19 protein-coding genes are annotated in these 19,992 nt (G+C 67.2%); 14 read left to right on the top strand and 5 right to left on the bottom strand.

All coding sequences use genetic code 11. The features are described from left to right. Positions 1 to 70: 70 nt before the first annotated feature. Positions 71 to 385, bottom strand: coding sequence for a DUF732 domain-containing protein (locus tag RCP38_RS08885; RefSeq protein ID WP_308476798.1), 315 nt, complete (start codon positions 383 to 385; stop codon positions 71 to 73). A gap of 110 nt (positions 386 to 495) precedes the next feature. On the opposite strand from RCP38_RS08885, the gene RCP38_RS08890 reads away from it, so the two are divergent. Next, a complete protein-coding gene (locus tag RCP38_RS08890) occupies positions 496 to 891 on the top strand; it encodes a hypothetical protein (protein WP_308476799.1) in 396 nt (131 codons plus the stop codon). 30 nt (positions 892 to 921) lie between these two features. Here RCP38_RS08890 and RCP38_RS08895 read toward each other — a convergent pair whose 3' ends face one another. Further along, a complete protein-coding gene (locus RCP38_RS08895) occupies positions 922 to 1,518 on the bottom strand; it encodes a diacylglycerol-binding protein (protein ID WP_308476800.1) in 597 nt (198 codons plus the stop codon). 4 nt (positions 1,519 to 1,522) lie between these two features. Here RCP38_RS08895 and RCP38_RS08900 point away from each other — a divergent pair, with 4 nt between their 5' ends. Continuing rightward, positions 1,523 to 2,092, top strand: a complete 570-nt coding sequence (locus RCP38_RS08900; RefSeq protein WP_308476801.1) for a class I SAM-dependent methyltransferase — start codon at positions 1,523 to 1,525, stop codon at positions 2,090 to 2,092. Positions 2,093 to 2,099: 7 nt separating this feature from the next. Here RCP38_RS08900 and RCP38_RS08905 read toward each other — a convergent pair whose 3' ends face one another. Both RCP38_RS08905 and RCP38_RS08910 read right to left on the bottom strand, forming a co-directional pair. Beyond that, positions 2,100 to 2,771, bottom strand: coding sequence for a C40 family peptidase (locus RCP38_RS08905; protein WP_308476802.1), 672 nt, complete (start codon positions 2,769 to 2,771; stop codon positions 2,100 to 2,102). Between the two features lie 326 nt (positions 2,772 to 3,097). Continuing rightward, complete coding sequence (locus tag RCP38_RS08910; RefSeq protein WP_308476803.1) at positions 3,098 to 4,264, bottom strand: acyl-CoA dehydrogenase family protein; 1,167 nt, start codon at positions 4,262 to 4,264, stop codon at positions 3,098 to 3,100. 83 nt (positions 4,265 to 4,347) lie between these two features. On the opposite strand from RCP38_RS08910, the gene fabG reads away from it, so the two are divergent. The 6 genes from fabG to RCP38_RS08940 are packed head-to-tail and all read left to right on the top strand — an operon-like array spanning position 4,348 to position 9,129. After that, positions 4,348 to 5,097 (top strand): 3-oxoacyl-ACP reductase FabG, encoded by a 750-nt coding sequence (gene fabG / locus RCP38_RS08915; RefSeq protein WP_308476804.1) that lies wholly within the window; start codon positions 4,348 to 4,350, stop codon positions 5,095 to 5,097. Further along, entirely contained in the window at positions 5,094 to 6,314 is a 1,221-nt protein-coding gene (locus tag RCP38_RS08920; RefSeq protein ID WP_308476805.1) for an acetyl-CoA C-acetyltransferase, read from the top strand. Before fabG ends, RCP38_RS08920 begins: the two co-directional genes overlap by 4 nt. Beyond that, a complete protein-coding gene (locus RCP38_RS08925) occupies positions 6,311 to 7,504 on the top strand; it encodes an acyl-CoA dehydrogenase family protein (RefSeq protein WP_308476806.1) in 1,194 nt (397 codons plus the stop codon). Before RCP38_RS08920 ends, RCP38_RS08925 begins: the two co-directional genes overlap by 4 nt. Positions 7,505 to 7,509: 5 nt before the next feature. Next, the gene (locus RCP38_RS08930) at positions 7,510 to 8,232 is read left to right on the top strand and encodes a GntR family transcriptional regulator (protein ID WP_308476807.1); all 723 of its coding nucleotides are present in this window, start codon (positions 7,510 to 7,512) and stop codon (positions 8,230 to 8,232) included. 14 nt (positions 8,233 to 8,246) lie between these two features. Beyond that, a complete protein-coding gene (locus RCP38_RS08935) occupies positions 8,247 to 8,810 on the top strand; it encodes a hypothetical protein (RefSeq protein ID WP_308476808.1) in 564 nt (187 codons plus the stop codon). A 22-nt stretch (positions 8,811 to 8,832) separates the two neighbouring features. Further along, positions 8,833 to 9,129, top strand: coding sequence for a hypothetical protein (locus tag RCP38_RS08940; RefSeq protein WP_308476809.1), 297 nt, complete (start codon positions 8,833 to 8,835; stop codon positions 9,127 to 9,129). Positions 9,130 to 9,427: 298 nt separating this feature from the next. Here the strand turns inward: RCP38_RS08940 and RCP38_RS08945 are convergent, their stop codons facing one another. Further along, on the bottom strand, positions 9,428 to 11,317 hold the full coding sequence (locus tag RCP38_RS08945) for a molybdopterin-dependent oxidoreductase (RefSeq protein ID WP_308476810.1): 1,890 nt from the start codon (positions 11,315 to 11,317) through the stop codon (positions 9,428 to 9,430). A 466-nt stretch (positions 11,318 to 11,783) separates the two neighbouring features. On the opposite strand from RCP38_RS08945, the gene eccB reads away from it, so the two are divergent. From eccB to RCP38_RS08975, 6 genes are all read left to right on the top strand, one after another. Continuing rightward, a complete protein-coding gene (gene eccB / locus RCP38_RS08950; protein WP_308476811.1) occupies positions 11,784 to 13,295 on the top strand; it encodes a type VII secretion protein EccB in 1,512 nt (503 codons plus the stop codon). Next, entirely contained in the window at positions 13,292 to 17,506 is a 4,215-nt protein-coding gene (gene eccCa / locus RCP38_RS08955) for a type VII secretion protein EccCa (RefSeq protein ID WP_308476812.1), read from the top strand. The genes eccB and eccCa overlap by 4 nt, the downstream gene beginning before the upstream one ends. A gap of 363 nt (positions 17,507 to 17,869) precedes the next feature. Further along, positions 17,870 to 18,169: a PE family protein gene (locus RCP38_RS08960; RefSeq protein WP_308476813.1), complete on the top strand. Its 300-nt coding sequence runs from the start codon at positions 17,870 to 17,872 to the stop codon at positions 18,167 to 18,169. A 167-nt stretch (positions 18,170 to 18,336) separates the two neighbouring features. Continuing rightward, positions 18,337 to 18,621 (top strand): WXG100 family type VII secretion target, encoded by a 285-nt coding sequence (locus tag RCP38_RS08965; RefSeq protein ID WP_308477142.1) that lies wholly within the window; start codon positions 18,337 to 18,339, stop codon positions 18,619 to 18,621. 20 nt (positions 18,622 to 18,641) lie between these two features. Then, positions 18,642 to 18,926, top strand: a complete 285-nt coding sequence (locus RCP38_RS08970; protein WP_308473006.1) for a WXG100 family type VII secretion target — start codon at positions 18,642 to 18,644, stop codon at positions 18,924 to 18,926. A gap of 164 nt (positions 18,927 to 19,090) precedes the next feature. After that, complete coding sequence (locus RCP38_RS08975) at positions 19,091 to 19,990, top strand: ESX secretion-associated protein EspG (protein WP_308476814.1); 900 nt, start codon at positions 19,091 to 19,093, stop codon at positions 19,988 to 19,990. Positions 19,991 to 19,992 lie beyond the last annotated feature (2 nt).

Consider the following 19,992-nt stretch of genomic DNA (forward strand, 5'->3'; position numbering starts at 1 on the left):
TTTAGTTAACGGACGCCGAACGGCGCAGGACCGGTGCACAGCGGTGGGCCCGGGTGAGCGGGTGACACCGTCACACGCCCGGGCACAGTTCGTGGCGGGCGGCGTCGGCGATCAAGCCGAACTGCGGCCACGCCGGATAGTTGGGCTGCTGAATCTCCACCGACCAGCCCACCCGCAGGTTCTCGCAGATCATGTGGCCCAGTGCGCGCACGCTGGGCTCGGCGATGGGTTCGTCGCCGGCATAACGTGCGGTGTAGCCGTGCGTGTTCAGATAGTTCATGAACCCGGCGTCGTCGGCATGCGCCGGGGCCGCGTCCAGCAAGACTCCTCCCGCCGCCATGCCGACGACGGCAAGAGGCGCGGTGAACCGGGCAGCCCAACTCATGTCGGCGATGCTACGTGCGGCACGGCGCCGGTGGTGAACAAGACCCGGCAAGTGCTGCCGACCGGTCCCGCATTGCTGCTAGCGTCAGCGGCGACAGAAAGGCGCTGGACGTGAAATCAATCGGACTGGCGGCGGTCTTGGCCGCAAGCGTGCTGGCCGGACTGATCGGTACCGCCTCATCCGCTCAGGCCGATCCGCTCAATCCCCGCGACCCCGACTACTGCGGCAACAGTCCCGACGTCCTGGTCTGCAACGACCAGAAGTCGACCTACCCCAGCCCCGCCGAGATGGCGTACCTCAACGCGATCCGCGGGAAGTTCCCGCCCGGCAGCGAAGCCCGTCGGCTGGCCGCCGGACGTACCGCCTGCCTGGAGTTCCCGAAACATCCGACCGGCCTGATCATCGATCAGGTAGCGGTGTACCTACAGATCGCCAAGCCCCTCGCCGGCGAGGTGGTCGAGGCGGCCCGCACCAATATCTGTCCGTCGGCGACGACACTGGGCTGAACCCCGGCCGCCGCCGGTGGATGGATAGCCCTACCGACGTGAATCCGTTGCTGCGGAAGCGATCTCACCGAACAGTGCCGCGATGACGCCGAACGCGAAATACAGCGGGACCAGCCACGGCGCAACCCCGAACAGTCCATCCGAACCGGGGGCATAGCGGAACTGGCCCGCCGCGGCGATCCCGATCTCGACCGCCGGCCCGACCAATGCGATCAGCGTCCCGCACAGGATCGCCGGTCGATCTCCCAAGGCGCAGAAGGTGATTGCGGCGAACGCGCAGATCAGCGTCATGATGGGAACGATCGGCGCGGTGTGCAGCATTGCGGTGACCACGTAGCTGCCCAGCACCGCGGCCACCCCGGCCACGCCTTGGCGCAGGGTGACCCGGGTCCGGGGGGACGGCAGATGCAGCCGCAACTCGGCCAGGAACACCGTGGCCGACCCGACCAGGATCGGGAAATAGATCGGGCTGCTCCAGATGAAGGGCAGCGCCTGCGAGCGCGGCAGGTATTCGGTGGTTCCGGTGACCACGTGGGAGTGGTCACCGATCAGACCGGCCGCTCCGCCGAGAACGAACAGCAACAATGCGATCGGGAGGCGCAGTTTCACCACCGCAGTATCGTCCATGGCGATGAGTGACCAGGACCGCAGCCGTTGGGATGCCAAATACGCGGGCCGAGCCCTGCCCGCGCCGGAGGCGATCGGCCCGGCGGCGGTGTTCGCGCCGTTCGCGCAGGATTTCCCGACCGGCGGGCAGGCGCTCGACATCGCCTGCGGTCCCGGTACCGCCGCGGTCTGGTTGGCCGGGCGCGGTCTGCAGGTCACCGGATACGACGTCTCGCCGGTCGCCATCGAGCAGGCGCGCGCCTTGGCAATGCGCAGCGGCAGTGCGGCGACATGCCGGTTCGAAGTCGTGGACCTCGACGAGGGTCTCCCGGCGGGGCCGCCCGCCGACGTCGTCTACTGCGCCCGGTTCCGGGACCCCCGACTGGATACGCCGATGGTGGAACGCCTGGCGCCCGGGGGGCTGCTGGCGGTCACCGCGCTGAGCGAGGTCGGCGGGGCCGCGGGGCGGTTCCGGGCCGCACCCGGTGAACTGCGCGTGGCGTTCGCCGACCTCGAGGTGATCGCCGACGGCGAAGCCGACGGATTGGCCTGGTTGCTGGCGCGCCGCCGGACGGCGGAGCGGCCGGCGGGCTAGGCGGGGATTACGCGGGGGCGGGTGCCTCGCGGTCGGCCGGGGCCGGACCGGGCTCGCCGGGGGCCTGGTCGGCGGGCGGGGCATCCAGCGGAGCGGCCTCGGCGGGGGGTGCGTCGATCGGGCCGTCCACCGGTGCTTCGACGGGGGCCTCGACGGGCGCCTCGGGGGCGGGAGCCTCCATCGGCGGGGCATCGGCCGGCGGGGCGAACTCGACGGCCATCGGCTCGATCATCGGTTCGGGCGCGGGCTCGGGTGCCGGCTCCACCATGGCGGCGAACTCCACCACCGGAGCTTCCTCGACCGGAGCCTCGTCGATCGGCAGGTACATGTGATGGGTGAACTGCGGCTGGTAGGCGCCCCCGCCACCGATCCGGACGCCGCCGCGTTCACCGCTGGAGACCGGCGTGCCGTCGGGCAGCGTCACCGCGGTGTGATAGCTGTTCCAGCCCACCACGACCGCGTTGGGGGCGGTGCCGTAGCGGAAGCCGCGGGCCAGCAGAGCCTGCTCTTCGTTGGCGGTGTGGAAACGGCCGCTGAAGGCCGGCCGGCCGCTGGCGACGTTGGACACCCAGGAGGCCAGACCCGAGCAGTCCGTGCCCGCGGCGGTGTTCCCACCGGGGATGTACGGGGTGCCGGAAACCTGGTGGATGAGCGCCATCAGTGCTTCGAGACCAAACATGAGCGAGCACGTTAACAATGGATAACTGCACTTACCAAAATCTGTGGTGCCCATCACGTTTGACATTCATGTTGCCAAACACAACTTTTAATCCTGAAAACACCAGGTAGATCGACATAAATGCGCGGGAGGCACGATCTATTGGCGTAAGTGCTGGTAGAGGCTGTGTATGAGTTTGTTGCGCATGGTCACAAGCATGTCTCAATTTGCACTTTATCCATCAAATCACCTGCTCAATGGGTGCGTTCAGGATACCCGATACCGCCGGTCCCAGTGAAAAATGTGACTCACGTTGCGAGTTTCTCGCCGGAAAAAAGTGATGCTGCTTACAATCCGCGTTTTGCGCCTTTAACCAGATTCGATCCGATGATCAGCCGCTGGATCTCGCTGGTGCCCTCGTAGAGCCGCAGCAGGCGGACGTCCCGGTAGATGCGCTCGACGGGCACGCCACGCATATACCCGGTGCCGCCGTGAATCTGTACCGCCAGATCGGCGACCTTGCCCGCCATCTCCGTGCAGAACACCTTGGCCACCGAGGGCGCGATGCGCCGGTCTTCGTCGGCGACCCATTTGCGGGCCGCATCGCGCACCAGGGCCTGGCCGGCCATCACCCCGGTCTGTTGGTCGGCGAGCATCGCCTGAACCAACTGGAAGTCGCCGATGACACTGCCGCCCTGGGTGGCGCTGGCCGCGTAGGCCACCGATTCATCCAGTGCGCGCTGCGCCGCGCCGACCGCCAGCGCCGCGATATGGATGCGTCCGCGCGCCAACGACGTCATCGCCGCCCGGTAGCCGATGTCCTCGCTACCGCCGACCAGGGTGTCGCAGCCCACGCGCACGCCGGAGAAGGTGACATCGGCGGTGGTGGCGCCCTCCTGGCCCATCTTGGCGTCCTTGCTGCCGACTGTTACTCCCGCGGCATCCGCCGGCACGAGGAACACTGCGATTCCGGCCCCGTGCTCGTCGGCGGGGCGGGTGCGGGCGAACACCACGAACAGGTCGGCCAGCGGTGCATTGGTGATGAACCGCTTCTGGCCGTCGAGCACCCAGTCGTCGCCGTCCCGGACGGCCTTGGTGCGCAGTCCCGCGGGGTTGGAGCCCGCGCCGGGTTCGGTGAGTGCGAACGAGGCGACCGCGCCGGAGGCGATGGCCGGCAGCCAGCGCTGCTTCTGCTCGTCGGTGCCGAACCCGACCAGCACCTGTCCGGCGATGCCGTTGTTGGTGCCGAACATGGACCGGACCGCCAGGCAGGTGTAACCGAGCTCCATGGCCAGTTCGACGTCCTGGGCCAGGTTCAGCCCCAGGCCGCCCCAGTCCTGGGGGATCGCATAGCCGAACAGGCCGAGATCCTTGGCGGCCTGCCGCAGGTCGTCGGGGACCTGATCGGTGTCGAGGATCTCCTGTTCCCGCGGCACGACCACGGTCCGGACGAATCGGCGGGTCTGGGACAGGATGTCGGCGAAAACGTCGTCGTCGACGGATGCGGTCGTCATGACACGGCCCCTTTCGGCACTGGCCGACAAATCATATATGAAATATGATGTGCCCGACGGTGGGTGGGTACGACACACAGAGAATGGATTCGACAGTGGCATTACTCAACGGGCAGACCGCGGTGATCACCGGAGGTGCGCAGGGACTGGGCTTCGCGATCGCACAACGCTTCGTCGCCGAAGGTGCCCGCGTGGTGCTGGGCGACCTGAACCTGGAGGCCACCGAGGACGCCGCGCAGCGACTCGGCTCCGACGTCGCGGTGGCGGTGCGTACCGATGTGACCAGCTCCGCCGAGATCGACGCACTGGTCGGAGTCGCCGTCGAGCGGTTCGGTGGGCTGGACATCATGGTGAACAACGCCGGGATCACCCGTGACGCCACCATGCGCAAGATGACCGAGGACGACTTCGACCAGGTGATCTCGGTACATCTGAAGGGGACCTGGAACGGACTGCGCGCGGCCGCGGCCATCATGCGGGAACAGAAGCGCGGCGCGATCGTCAACATGTCCTCTATATCCGGCAAGGTCGGCATGATCGGGCAGACCAACTATTCGGCTGCCAAAGCCGGGATCGTCGGCATGACCAAGGCCGCCAGCAAGGAGCTTGCCTACCTCGGGGTGCGGGTCAACGCGATCCAGCCGGGGCTGATCCGCTCGGCCATGACCGAGGCCATGCCGCAGCGCATCTGGGACTCGAAGGTCGCCGAGGTGCCCTTGGGCCGTGCCGGCGAACCCGACGAGGTGGCCAACGTAGCGCTGTTTCTGGCGTCGGACCTTTCCTCATATATGACGGGCACCGTGCTCGAGGTGACCGGAGGCCGGCACCTATGACGCTGCGCGAGACGGTGATCTGCGAGCCCGTCCGGACGCCGATCGGTCGCTACGGCGGGATGTTCGCGTCGTTGACCGCCGTCGAACTCGGTGTGGCGGCACTGACCGGACTGCTGGCGCGCACCGGCCTGACCGCCGACGTCATCGACGACGTGGTGCTGGGCCACTGTTACCCCAGCAGTGAGGCCCCGGCCATCGGGCGGGTGGTAGCCCTGGATTCCGGTCTGCCGGTGACCGTTCCGGGCATGCAGGTCGACCGGCGGTGCGGGTCGGGTCTGCAAGCGGTGATCCAGGCCTGCCTGCAGGTCGGCAGCGGCGCACACGACGTGGTGATCGCCGGTGGCGCGGAGAGCATGAGCAACGTGGTGTTCCACTCCACCGATATGCGCTGGGGCGGATCCCGCGGCGGAATCCGGGTGCACGACGGCCTGGCACGCGGTCGCACCACCGCCGGCGGGAAGTACCACCCGGTGCCCGGCGGAATGCTGGAGACCGCCGAGAACCTGCGTCGGCAGTATGGGATCTCCCGCGCCGAGCAGGACGAGCTGGCGGTCACCTCGCATCAGCGGGCGGTGGCGGCGCAACGCAGCGGTGTGCTGGCCGACGAGATCATCGGTGTCACCGTGCACTCCCGCAGCGGCGAGGAACTGATCGACACCGACGAACATCCCCGGGCCGACACCTCGATGGAGTCGCTGGCCAAACTCAAACCGGTGCTGCGCAAAAGCGATCCGGAGGCCACCGTCACCGCCGGCAACTCCAGCGGGCAGAACGACGCCGCCTCGATGTGCGTGGTGACCACCCCGGAGCAGGCCGCGCAGCTGGGCCTGACCCCGTTGGTACGGCTGGTCTCCTGGGGAGTCGCCGGGGTGAAGCCGAACGTGATGGGTATCGGGCCGGTCCCGGCCACCGAGGTCGCGCTGGCCAAAGCCGGCCTGCGACTCGCCGACATGGACCTGATCGAGCTCAACGAGGCGTTCGCCGCCCAGGCGCTGGCCGTCATGGCGGAGTGGAAGTTCAGCGCCGCCGACCGGGAACGCACCAACGTGCACGGTTCGGGGATCTCACTGGGCCACCCGGTGGGCGCCACCGGCGGGCGGATGCTGGCGACACTGGCCCGTGAGCTGAACCGCCGCCAAGCCCGCTACGGACTGGAAACCATGTGCATCGGTGGCGGCCAGGGACTGGCCGCCGTATTCGAGAGAGTCGGTTCATGACACGAATTGCCCAAACCCTGGGACTGACCGAGGTCCAGACCGAAATCCTCGAGACGGTCCGCCGATTCGTGGACAAAGAGGTCATCCCCGCGGCAGCGGACCTCGAGCACAGCGACACCTACCCGCAAGCCATCGTCGACACGATGCGCGAGATGGGCCTGTTCGGCCTGATGATCCCCGAAGAATATGGGGGACTGGGTGAATCGCTGCTGACGTATGCGCTGTGCGTGGAAGAACTCGCCCGCGGCTGGATGAGCGTCTCCGGTGTGCTCAACACCCATTTCATCGTCGCCTACATGCTGCGGCAGCACGGCACCGACGAACAGAAACAGCGCTTCCTGCCGCGGATGGCGACCGGCGAGACCCGCGGGGCCTTCTCGATGTCCGAACCCGAACTGGGCTCCGACGTCGCGGCGATCCGAGCGCGCGCCACCCGCGAAGCCGACGGCGACTACCGCATCACCGGACAGAAGATGTGGGTGACCAACGGCGGCAGCTCCACTCTGGTAGCGGTTCTGGTGCGCACCGATGAGGGCGCCGACCGGCCACACCGCAACCTCACCGCCTTCCTGGTCGAAAAGCCGGTCGGCTTCGGCGAAGTCGCACCCGGCCTGACCATTCCGGGCAAGATCGACAAACTCGGCTACAAGGGCATCGACACCACCGAGCTGATCTTCGACGGGTACCGGGCCGGCGCCGACGACGTCCTCGGCGGCGCCCCCGGGCAGGGCTTCTTCCAGATGATGGACGGCATCGAGGTGGGTCGGGTCAACGTGTCGGCCCGCGCCTGCGGGGTGGGCATCCGCGCCTTCGAACTCGCCGCCCGCTACGCCCAGCAGCGGGAGACCTTCGGCAAGCCGATCGCCGAGCACCAGGCCATCGCCTTCCAATTGGCCGAGATGGCCACCAAAGTCGAAGCGGCACACCTGATGATGGTCAATGCGGCCCGGCTCAAGGACTCCGGCGAGCGCAACGATGTCGCCGCGGGGATGGCCAAGTACCTGGCCAGCGAGTTCTGCTCGGAGGTCACCCAGCAGAGCTTCCGCATCCACGGCGGCTACGGCTACTCCAAGGAATACGAGATCGAACGCTTGATGCGCGATTCGCCGTTCCTGCTGATCGGCGAGGGCACCAGCGAAATCCAGAAGCAGATCATCAGCAAGCGACTGCTCGCCGACTACCGCATCTGAACGACATGTCCGTGCCCGATTTCAGTGCCCGCCCGCAGCTGTCGGAGGCCGTCGCGCGCTTCGTGCGCAAGCGGATCTTCGACGGCGAATACGCCGCGGGGGAGTACGTCCGATTGGACCAGTTGGCAACGGAACTGGGGATCAGCGTCACCCCGGTTCGCGAAGCGCTGTTCGAACTGCGTGCCGAAGGCCTGCTCGACCAGCAACCGCACCGCGGCTTCGTGGTGTTACCGGTGACCAGGCGTGACCTCGCCGATGTATCCGAGGTGCAGGCGTTCGTCGGGGGGGAACTGGCGGCGCGCGCCGCCGCGGCCGTCACCGACGAACAACTCAACGAACTGCACGAGATCCAGGAACAGCTCGAACAGGCCTACGCCGGGGACGACGAAGAGCGCACCGTGCGGCTCAACCACGATTTCCACCGGGCGATCAACGTCGCCGCCGCCTCACCGAAACTGGCCCAGATCATGTCGCAGATAACCCGGTACGCGCCCGAGGCGGTGTTCCCGGTCATCGACGGGTGGCCCGAGCAGTCGATGGCGGACCACCGTCGGGTATTGGCCGCACTGGCGGCCCGTGATGAGACCGGGGCCCGTACCGCGATGGCCGAGCACCTGGCCGCCGGCGTGGTTCCGCTGATCGAACACCTGAGCTGCCGCGGGGTGGTCGAGTGTGAAGACGGCGGCGACGCGCAGGCAGATCAACGCCCGTCGCCCGCGGGGACGTGAGACCGTATCAACCTATGCAGAACCACAGCTTCCTGACTTACGAAGAGTTCGGTCGCAAGTTCTTCGAGATCGCCGTCACCGAAGAACGGGTGGCCGCTGCGTTCGCCGACATCGCCGGTGACGAATTCGAGATGCCCTCGATGCGCCAGGGGCCGGGCGGGATCGCCCGCGTGACCGCCAAGGTCCGGGTCCAGCAACCGCGGGTGTCGCGAGATCTGGGCGACCTGCTGACGTTCGCCATTCACATTCCCCTCGAAATCGACCTGCTCATCGACCTGCGTCTGGACAAGCAGCGGTTCACCGTGGCCGGCGATATCGCGTTGCGGGCCACGGCGCGGGCCGCCGAGCCGTTGCTGCTGGTGATCGACGTGCCCAAACCGCGGCCGTCGGATATCACCGTCGAAGTCTCCTCGACGTCGCTGCGGGGCGAACTGCTGCGGATCTTCGCCGGCGTCGACGGCGAAATCCGCCGCTTCATCGCCTCCTACGTCGCCGACGAGATCGACAGTCCGCAGTCACAACGAGCGCAGGTCATCGACGTGGCCGAACGCTTGGACGAGGCCTGGACCGGGATCTGACCCTGACCGGCGGGCGCCGACGATGCCCTACGGGTGGGGAATCGCCGGGATGGCCGGGATGGGCGGGATCGCGGGGATGGCCGGGATCGCCGGAATAGGCGGAACCGCTGGCACTGCCGGCACCGCAGGTACGGACGGTGCCGACGGTGCCCGAGGTGGTGCCGGGGCGGCCGGTGCGGCGGGAGCGGCCGGTGCTGGCTCTACGGCGGGCGCTGCACTGGTCAGCGGAGTCTCCGGGACGGCTGTCGTTCCCGGTTCGGTGCCGCTGTCCACCGGCGGAGCAACCGGCGCCGGCGGCGCCTGGGTGACCTCGCTGTAGGCGCCGCCGTCGTCTTCGCCGTCGCAGTCGCCGCAGGCGGTCGCCACCGCACCGACAGCGAAACCGACCGCGATCATCGACACCACGGACTTTCCGATACCGCGATTCCGCATGGGTTCTCCCGTTGTTCGGTTGCCTGCTGTCACCCTACGACGCGGGGGCGGTTTCGGTGGCACTGCCGAGGACAACGGACAGAACCTGCACCGGCGGCGTGGTCCTTCCGCAGCTGCGGCAGCGCAAGACCGCCGTTGCCTGGCAGCCGGCAACCGGACACACAGGCCCAGCCCAGGGGCGTGGATCAGATGGTCTGGTGACGACCGAAGAACTTGTGGTCTTCGCTGTAACCGCCGTGGCCGCTACCGATCTCCTTGTAGCTCTCCACGAATTCGATGCCCTTGATCCACTTCACCAGCTTGTAGCCGTGCTGTAGCTCGTTGCGCAGCCGTAGCGGCCGGCCGTGCATGTAGGGCAGCGGCTGGTCGTTCATGTTGTAGGCCAACATCGACATGTGATGCCACATCTGGTCCACCGGGTGCGCGTTGTAGAAGATGCCGCCGGTGGCACCCAGACCCATCGAGTAGAAGATCGCCCATTTGGCCTGCGGCAACGGCTTGACGATCTCCATGATCGTCGACATCTGGACGCCACCCCATTTGGCCACACCCGACCAGGCCTGCACACACATGTGCTGGGTGATCTGGTCGTGGTAGGGCAGGGCTTTGAGGTCCTCGAGTGAGAACTCCATGGGGTTCTCCACCAGGCCGTAGACCTTCAGTCGCCAGTCCTTGAAATCGTTCGCCTCATATTCCTTGTATTCCACGGTCTCGGGCAGCCGACCGTTGCGCCAGTGGAACGGGGAGATGTCGTCCTCGGTGAAGGTGCCGGGTTCGGGGTCGAGCTTCTCCAGTGCACGCTGGAACGGGCCGATCAGCGCGTAGCCGATCTTCTGGATGACACGCGGGTACCGCAGGGTGAGCGGAGTGGCCGCGATCCAGCCGACGGCGCAGATCACGAACGCCAGCGCGAAGACCCAGAAGCCCATCGAGCTGTGGCACTCTGGTCCGTCGCCGACATTGCAGCCGCGGGCGGCGAACATGTGGTTGAGGTTGTCGAACGCATCGGTGGCGAAAACCATCGTGACGTGCACCAGAATGAACATCAGGAAGTAGCACAGCACCACGAAGTGCAGGGATCGCGCGATCTGCAGGTTGAGCCGCATGTGCTTGCTGACCACCCCCAGCCGCTGGGAGAGTGCCGGTGACATGCCGAGCGCGGTGATCAAGGCCGCCGGCGCAGCGATGAACACCGTGACGAAGTACGAGATCAGCTGAAGCGCGTTGTAGTTGGTCCAGGTGTGGTCATCCGGCCAGTCCATAGACGCGTACTGGATCATCACCGAGGCGGCGTGCGGGATGATGTCCCAGCTGGTCGGGACGATACGACGCCATTGGCCGGTGGTGAACAACAGCACGTAGAACACCGCGCCGTTGAGTAGCCACAGCACCCCCAGACCCATATGCCACCAGCGGGCCAGGCCGATCGAATGCCGGAAGCCCGGCAGCCCGAACTGGGCCGGCAACGCGACGGTGTCGGCGTTTGCGGTCCAATACGGGTCATCCGGAACCGGCGGGCCCACCCGAAGCCACTCGTCCTTACCGGGGGTGGAGTTGCGGCTGAAGTACAGCCGCGGATGGTCGCAGAGGATCTGGATGCCCGCCCGGATGATGAAGATCATCATGAACAGGTTGAAGAAGTGCGTCCAGCCCGCCCACGCGGGCAGACCGCCGGGGACTTCCGTGGAAGGGCTACTGCCCGGGTACTGGGCGATGAATTCCTCGACGCCGGGCATGTGACGGACGCCCTTGCCGATCGCGATCATCGCGATCAGGCCGACGAACCCGATCGGGATCAGCCACAGCAGGTTGAACCACCTGTCCTTGCCGATGCGCAGGTGCGGGGCGACCGCTCGTCGGCTCAGGTCGAAACCGCCGCCGTAGGTCTCGACGTCGACGGTGTCGTCGTGGTTCTTGTGAATCTCCGACCGGTACCCCTGCTCCAACTCCAGTTCGACGTCGACGACGTCGACGGGCAGGTCAACAGGGTGGGTGGTCTCTTCCGTCGCTGGTGAGGTGGCCGGACCTCTCGGGTCGAGTCGTCGGTGCGCACCGGTGCCGTCAATCGCCGTCATACTTCGACGTTAGCGCGAAAAATGACGTGACCCGATATTCTGACACCAGATGTGCAGCCGATTCCCAGGAATGCCAGGTACCGCAGATGCGGAATTTCGGGGGTCGTCCCGCGGTGCGTGCGATGGGGTGCGGGGCAAGGGGCACCGACCGGGCCGGCATTTCGATCGCGACGATTGTTTCTGCGTCTCCGCCACGGCGGCCACCGGCGCGGCCCGCGTGGTGCTCCCGGGGAACTCGTGCTTAACAGACTGTTCACCTAACCCGGTCATACTTCGGCCAAGTACCGGCGAACCGAGATTCGCCATCGCCGCCAGATTGCAATCTGCACTCCCGGCAGTCGTTGCGCGACACAGCTAGCATGCGCAGAGAAGAATCATGGGACCAGGCAGGGGTAGATGACGACCAACAGGGGATCGGCACGGCGCTCTGATCGGGCAGTGCAACGGGCGGAGATCGGGGCGCGCCGTGGCTGACGAACAGCGGGGGCCCGGTTACGGCCTGGGGTTGTCGACCCGTACCCAGATGACCGGGTACCAGTTCCTGGCCCGGCGGACCGCGATGGCGTTGACCCGCTGGCAGGTCCGCATGGAGGTGGAACCGGGCCGCCGGCAGGCGCTGGCGGTGGTCGCCTCGGTGTCCGCAGGTGCGATGGTCTGCCTCGGCGCGCTGCTGTGGTCGTTCCTGAGCCCCTCGGGCCAGTTGAACGAATCGCCGATCATCGCCGACCGCGATTCCGGAGCGCTGTACGTCCGGGTCGGCGACACCTTATATCCGGCGTTGAATCTCGCGTCGGCGCGGCTGATCGCCGGGCGGGCCGACAATCCGCACAAAGTGCGCTCCGCGCAGATCGCCGAACAGCCGCACGGACCGCTGGTCGGTATCCCGGGCGCCCCGTCGGACATCCTGCCCACCAGCCCCAGCACCTCGTCCTGGCTGATCTGCGACACCGTCGCCAACGTCCAGGGCGTCGGCGCACCCTCGCCGGTGACGGTGACGGTGATCGACGGCAGCCCCGAACTCAACTCCCGCCGCCGGGTGCTCGACGGCCCCGACGCGGTGGTGTTGCGGTACGGCAACGACTCCTGGGTGGTCCGGCAGGGCCGCCGGTCGCTGATCGACGCCGCCGACCGGGCCGTGCTGCTGCCGCTGGGCCTGACCCCCGAGCAGGTCGACCACGCCCGCCCGATGAGCCAGGCGTTGTTCGACGCCCTGCCGGTCGGACCGGAGCTGGGCGTGCCGCAGGTTCCCGACGCCGGTCTGCCGCCCGCATTCCCGGACGCCCCGGGGCCGGTGGGGACGGTGTTCACCACGCCGCAGTTGGCGGGCCCGCAACAGTATTCGGTGGTGCTGATGAACGGCGTGCAGACGGTCTCGCCGGTGGTCGCCCGCATTCTGCAGAACGCCGGCGCCACCGGGGGCGGTGCACCGAAAGTGGTGACGCCGCAGGATCTGGCGAAGATGCCGGTGGTCACCGGGCTGGATCTGTCGGCCTACCCGGACGCCCCGCTCAAGGTCGTCGACATCAAGGAGAACCCGTCCACCTGTTGGTGGTGGGAGCGGTCCACCGGTGACAGCCGGGCCCGGGTGCAGGTGGTCTCCGGCCCCACGATTCCGGTGGCGCAGAACCAGATGAACCGCGTGGTTTCCCTGGTGAAGACCAACGACAACGGCATTCCCCAAGCCGACCGGGTCTACTTCGGCCCCGGCTTCGGCAACTTCGTCGCCGTGACCGGCAACGACCCGGACGCCTCCACCCGCGAATCGCTGTGGTGGCTGTCGGCGTCGGGCGTGCGATTCGGCGTCCCCGGCGACGACGAGCGCAAGGCACTGGGCCTGCTCGGTGAGCCGGCGCTGGCGCCGTCGGTGGCGTTGCGCCTGCTCGCGCACGGACCGACCCTGTCGCGCCAGGACGCCCTGGTGCGTCACGACACCCTGCCCACGGATATGAGCCCAGCAGAATTGGCGGTGCCCAAGTGAAACGTGGATTCGCCCGGCCGACGCCGGAACGTCCGCCGGTGGTCAAGCCGGAGAACATCGTATTGCCCACGCCGCTGAGCGTGCCGCCGCCCGAGGGCAAGCCGTGGTGGCTGGTGGTGGTCGGCGTGCTGGTGGTCGGCCTGCTGGTCGGCATGGTCGCGATGACCGTCGCCAGTGGCTCCCGGATGTTCCTGGGCGCCGGCTCGATCTTCCCGATCTTCATGATCGGCGGCGTCGCCATGATGATGTTCGGCGGCCGCTTCGGCGGCGGCGCCCAGCAGCTGAGCCGGCCCAAGCTCGACGCCATGCGGGCCCAGTTCATGCTGATGCTGGACCGGCTGCGGGAGTCGGCTGCGGAGTCGGCGGACAGCATGGACGCCAACTACCGCTGGTACCACCCGGCCCCGTCCACCCTGGCTGCCGCGGTGGGTTCTGCCCGGATGTGGGAGCGCCAGCCCAACGGCAAAGACCTCAACTTCGGGTTGGCCCGAGTCGGCGTGGGAATGACCCGGCCGGAGGTCACCTGGGGCGAGCCGCAGAACATGCCCACCGACATCGAACTCGAGCCGGTGACCGGTAAGGCACTGCAGGAGTTCGGCCGCTACCAGAGCGTGGTCTACAACCTGCCCAAGATGATCTCGCTGCTGGTCGAGCCGTGGTACTCGCTGGTGGGCGATCGTGAGCACGTGCTCGGGCTGATGCGTGCCATCATCTGTCAGCTGGCCTTCTCGCACGGCCCCGACCACCTCCGCATGGTGGTGGTGACTTCTGATGTGGCGCAATGGGATTGGGTCAAGTGGCTGCCGCACTTCGGTGACCCACGCCGCCAGGACGCGGCCGGCAACGCCCGGATGGTGTACAGCTCGCTGCAGGGCTTCGCCGCCGAGCACGGCGACCTGTTCTCCGGCCGCGGCTCGTTCATGCCGCGCCACGCCAGTTCGTCGGCGGAGACCCCGACCCCGCACCACCTGATCATCGTCGACGGCTCGGACCCGGAGTGGGAGTACGTCTACACCACCGAGGGCATCGACGGGGTGACGTTCTTCGACCTCACCGGTGCTCCGGAATGGCGGGGAGTCTCGCAGCGGGTGCTGCGCTTCGACGAGAAGGGCATCATCAACGCGCTGCCCCGCGACCGCGACACCTGGATGGTGATCGACGACAACGAGTGGTTCTTCGCACTGGCCGACCAGGTGAGCCCCACCGACGCCGAACAGTTCGCGCAGCGGATGGCGCACTGGCGCCTGGCCGCCGCCTACGAGGAGATCGGTCAGAAGGTGACGCACCAGATCGGTGCGCGCGACATCATGGCCTACTACGGCATCGACGACGCCGGACGGATCGACTTCCAGGAACTGTGGGCCAGCCGGCGCGATTCCGGCACCCGTGGCCGGCTGCGGATCCCGTTCGGTAACCGCTCCGACAACGGCGAACTGCTGTTCCTGGACATGAAATCCCTCGACGAGGGCGGCGACGGCCCGCACGGGGTCATGTCCGGAACCACCGGCTCCGGTAAGTCGACCCTGGTGCGTACGGTCATCGAGTCACTGCTGCTGGCCCACCCGCCGGACGAGCTGCAGTTCGTGCTGGCCGACCTCAAGGGTGGATCGGCCGTCAAGCCGTTCGCCGGGGTACCGCACGTCTCGCGGATCATCACCGACCTCGAAGACGACCAGGCCCTCATGGAGCGATTCCTGGAGGCCATGTGGGGTGAGATCGCCCGCCGGAAGACGATGTGTGACAACGCCGGCGTCGACGGAGCCAAGGAATACAACGAGGTCCGGTCCCGGATGCGGGCACGCGGTGACGACAGTCTGCCGCCGCTGCCCATGCTGGTGGTCGTCATCGACGAGTTCTACGAGTGGTTCCGCATCATGCCGACCGCGGTGGAGGTGCTGGACTCGATCGGCCGGCAGGGCCGCGCCTACTGGGTGCACCTGATGATGGCCTCGCAGACCATCGAGAGCCGCGCCGAGAAGCTGATGGAGAACATGGGCTACCGCCTGGTGCTCAAGGCGCAGACCGCCGGTGCGGCGCAGGCGGCCGGGGTCCCCAACGCGGTGAACCTGCCGGCCAAGGCCGGCCTGGGCTACTTCCGTAAGAGCGGCGAAGAGGTGATCCGCTTCCAGGCGGAGTTCCTGTGGCGCGACTACCACCGCGGCGGACTGATCGATGACGAGCAGATGCCGCTGACGCACTCCGTGGACTACATCCGGCCGCAGCTGTTCACCACCGAGTTCACCCCGCTGGAGGTCAGCGTCAGCACGCCGGAGATCGAAGCCGCCGAGGAGATCGCGGCGCTCGACTCCAAACCCGCCGGGCCGCCGACCGAGACCGTCGAAGAAGAGGACTTCATCCGGACCCCCAAGGTCGGCACGGTCATCATCGACCAGCTTCGGCAGATCGACTTCGAGCCCTACCGGCTCTGGCAGCCGCCGCTGGACGTCCCCGTCACGGTCGAAGAGTTGGTCGACCGCTACCTGGGCCACCCGTGGCGACAGGACTACGGCACCCGCAAGGACCTGGTGTTCCCGATCGGGGTCATCGACCGGCCGTTCAAACACGACCAGCCGCCGTGGACGGTGGACACCTCCGGTCCCGGCGCCAACGTCCTGATCCTGGGCGCCGGCGGTTCGGGCAAGACGACGGCGTTGCAGACCCTGATCAGCGCCGCCGCGTTGACCCACACCCCCGAACAGGTCCAGTTCTACTGCCTCGCCTACAGCGGCACCTCGCTGACCACGGTCGCCGGTCTGCCCCATGTCGGCAGTGTCTGCGGACCGACCGACCCGGACGGCGTCCGCCGGACGGTGGCCGAGCTGCTGGCCTTGGTGCGGACCCGCAAGCGCAGCTTCCTGGAGAACGACGTCGCGTCGATGGAGGTGTTCCGGCGCCGCAAGTTTGACGGCGCCCCCGGGTCCGTGCCCAACGACGGATTCGGCGACGTCTACCTGGTGGTCGACAACTACCGTGCGCTCTCGGAGGACAACGAGGTGCTCGTCGAACAGGTCAACCAGATCATCAACCAGGGGCCGTCGTTCGGTGTGCACGTAATCGTGACCGCCGACCGCGAATCCGAACTCCGCCCGCCGGTCCGCAGCGGATTCGGGTCGCGGGTCGAACTGCGTCTGGCCGCGGTGGAGGACGCCAAGCTGGTCCGATCTCGCTTCGCCAAGGACGTTCCGGTGAAGCCGGGGCGCGGCATGGTCGCCGTCAACTACGTACGCCTCGACAGCGATCCGCAGTCGGGCCTGCACACCCTGATCGCACGGCCCGCGATGGCCGACACCGACGCGAAGGTGTTCGAGTCCGACAGCGTCGCCGCGGCGGTCAGCCAGGTGGCGGTGGGCCGGGTCCGCCCGGTGCGGCGCCTGCCCGCCCGGTTCGGCCTGGACGAGGTACGCGCGGTCGCCGCCAACGACCAGCGCGAAGGCGTCGGGGCCGGGGGCATCGCCTGGGCGATCTCCGAACTCGACCTGCAGCCGGTCTACCTGAACTTCGCCGAGAACGGGCACCTGATGGTGACCGGACGCCGCGAATGCGGTCGTACCACCACGCTGGCCACCATCATGAGCGAGATCGAGCGGCTGTACGCGCCCGGTTCCAGCAGTGCGCCGGCACCCAGCCCCGACGGGCGGCCTTCGGCACAGGTCTGGTTGATCGACCCGCGCCGGCAGCTGCTGACCACGCTGGGGTCGGATTACGTGGAGAAGTTCGCCTACAACATGGACGGGGCCGTCGCCCTGGTCAACGAACTGGCCGCCACGCTGGCCAACCGGGAACCACCTCCGGGGCTGTCGGCCGAGGAGCTGTTGTCGCGGACCTGGTGGAGTGGGCCGGAGATCTTCTTGATCATCGACGACATCCAGCAGTTCCCGCCCGGCTTCGACTCGCCGTTCCAGAAGGCGGCGCCCTGGGTCACCCGCTCTGCCGACGTCGGTCTGCACGTGATCGCCACCCGCACCTTCGGTGGCTGGTCGTCGGCGGGCGCGGACCCGCTGCTGCGGGCCCTGCACCAGGCGAACGCGCCGCTGCTGGTGATGGACGCCGACCCCGACGAGGGCTTCATCCGCGGAAAGATGAAGGGTGGCCCGTTGCCCCGCGGCCGCGGCCTGCTGATGGCCGAGGACACCGGGGTGTTCGTCCAGGTCGCAGCCACCGAACTGCGGCGCGCGGCGCCGCCGGAGCGCGCGACCACCCCGGCGGGTTGACCGATCGTGGCCGGCCATCGCCGAGGACACCGACCACGGTGTCGCGGCGGCGGTCGGCCACGTCATGTCCGGAATCGATGGCCGAGATTTGTCGCGGCCTGATTTTTAACCGGGCCGACGGCCCCCCGATGCCGGAGGGCTCTGCGGTGCGATGCCGCACCGGTGCTGACAACTTTGTGTTTCGGCAGTTGGGAGGGGTGATCGGCGGTTTCGACCGCCGATCCGGTTACCTCTTCGTTACCCCAGGTGAACACTTGTTATCAGCAGATGAACACTCGGCATTGCAGGCCATGTCGGGTGCGCCGAACCTCTACCATCGGTAGCGGAGTGATTGCTGACCGCGATCCAGAGGAGGGAATTCGAATGTCGTTTGTGAATGCGCAGCCCGAAGCGTTGTCGGCGGCCGCCGCGAATCTCAGCGGTATCGGGTCGGCGTTGAACGCTCAGAACGCTGCCGCTGCGGGGCCGACCACCGGAGTGGTTCCCGCCGCCGCGGACGAGGTCTCGGCTCTGACCGCGGCGCAGTTCGCCGCGCACGCTGCGATGTACCAGCAGGTCAGTGCTCAGGCGGCCGCAATCCACGAGATGTTCGTGGCGACCCTGAACACCAGTGCGAGCTCCTACGCGGCCACCGAGGCGGCCAACGCCGCCGCGGCGGGCTGATCGGGAGACACCCGAATTACCGGCCGAAACCGTCGAGGGGGAGCCATTCGCAGGTTCGAGGCAGGTAGTCGGCTACCGATGTAATCGGTGCCAATAAGACGTCAATCCAAGAAAACCAACCACAAACAACGAACTTCAGAGAAGGAGAAATCACAGTGGCACGTTTTATGACGGATCCGGATGCGATGCGCGCGATGGCGGGTCGTTTCGATGTGCATGCGCAGACGGTGGAGGATGAGGCGCGTCGGATGTGGGCGTCGTCGACGAACATCTCCGGTGCGGGTTGGGGTGGTCTGGCCGAGCGGACCTCGATGGACACCATGGGGACGATGCAGACGGCGTTTCGCAACATTGTGACGATGTTGCACAGCGTGCGTGATGGGTTGATTCGGGATGCGAATCACTACGAGCAGCAGGAAGCTGCGTCGCAGCAGATCCTGTCGGGCAGCTAGAGGCGAGAGGGAGTCCAGAGATGTCGATCAATTATCAGTTCGGTGATGTCAATGCTCATGGTGCGTTGATTCGTGCGCAGGCGGCGTCGTTGGAGGCCGAGCATCAGGCGATCGTGCACGATGTGATGGCTGCCGGTGATTTCTGGGGTGGTTCGGGTTCGGTGGCGTGCCAGGAGTTCGTGACGCAGTTGGGTCGCAACTTCGCGCTGATCTACGAGCAGGCCAACGCCCACGGTCAGAAGGTGCAGACCGCCGGCAACAACATGGCCAACACCGACGCCTCCGTCGGTTCCAGCTGGGCCTGAGCGCCCGTATATCGCGCAGCGCGGCAGCACACCCGATCGGTGGGTGTGCTGCCGCTTGCTGCAATCGGCGGGTGGTGCCGAGCGGTCTCGCCCCGTCACGTGGTCCAATAGCCACGTACGCCACTAGCCAACTACAGCGACCAACCCGGTAGAGGAGGGTAGTGATGGACCCGAGCACCCGCACCGACATCACCGTCAACGTCGAGGGCTTCTGGATGCTGCAGGCGCTGCTGGACATTCGCCATGTCGCGCCCGAATTGCGGTGTCGTCCTTACGTTTCCACCGACTCCAATGACTGGTTGTCCGAACATCCCGGGATGGCCGTGATGCGCGAACAGGGCATCGTCGTCGACGACCAGGTCAACGAGACGGTCGCGGCACGGATGAAGGTGCTGGCCGCCCCCGACCTCGAAGTGATCGCACTGCTGTCGCTGGGCAAGTTGCGGTACGGCGTCATCGAAGACGAAGACCAGGAGCCGGGAACCCGCGACATCCCCGACAACGAGTTCCGCGTGCTCCTCGCGCGGCGCGGCGAGCACTGGGTGTCGGCGGTGCGGGTGGGTACCGATATCACCGTCGACGACGTATCGGTGACCGACGCGGCGTCGATCGCGGCGCTGGTGATCGACGGCATGGAATCCATCCACCACGCCGACCCCGCCCAGATCACCGCGGTCAACGTGCCGATGGAAGAGATGCTGGAGGCCACCCAGAGCTGGCAGGACTCCGGATTCAACATCTTCACCGGGGGAGACCTGCGCCGGATGGGTATCAGCGCGGCCACCGTCGCAGCACTGGGCCAGGCGCTGTCGGAGCCGGCCGCCGAGGCTGCGGTCTACGCGCGGCAGTACCGCGACGACGCCAAGGGGCCCAGCGCCTCGGTGCTGTCACTCAAAGACGGATCCGGCGGCCGGATCGCGCTCTACCAGCAGGCGCGCACCGCGGGCTCGGGTGAAGCCTGGCTGGCGATCTGCCCGGCCACCCCCCAACTGGTCCAGGTGGGCGTCAAGACCGTGCTCGACACCCTGCCCTACGGGGCCTGGAAAACGCATCGGAGGGTCTAGGG

The sequence above is a fragment of the Mycolicibacter sp. MU0083 genome (genome assembly GCF_963378075.1).
In the GTDB taxonomy this organism is placed as follows: domain Bacteria; phylum Actinomycetota; class Actinomycetes; order Mycobacteriales; family Mycobacteriaceae; genus Mycobacterium; species Mycobacterium kokjensenii.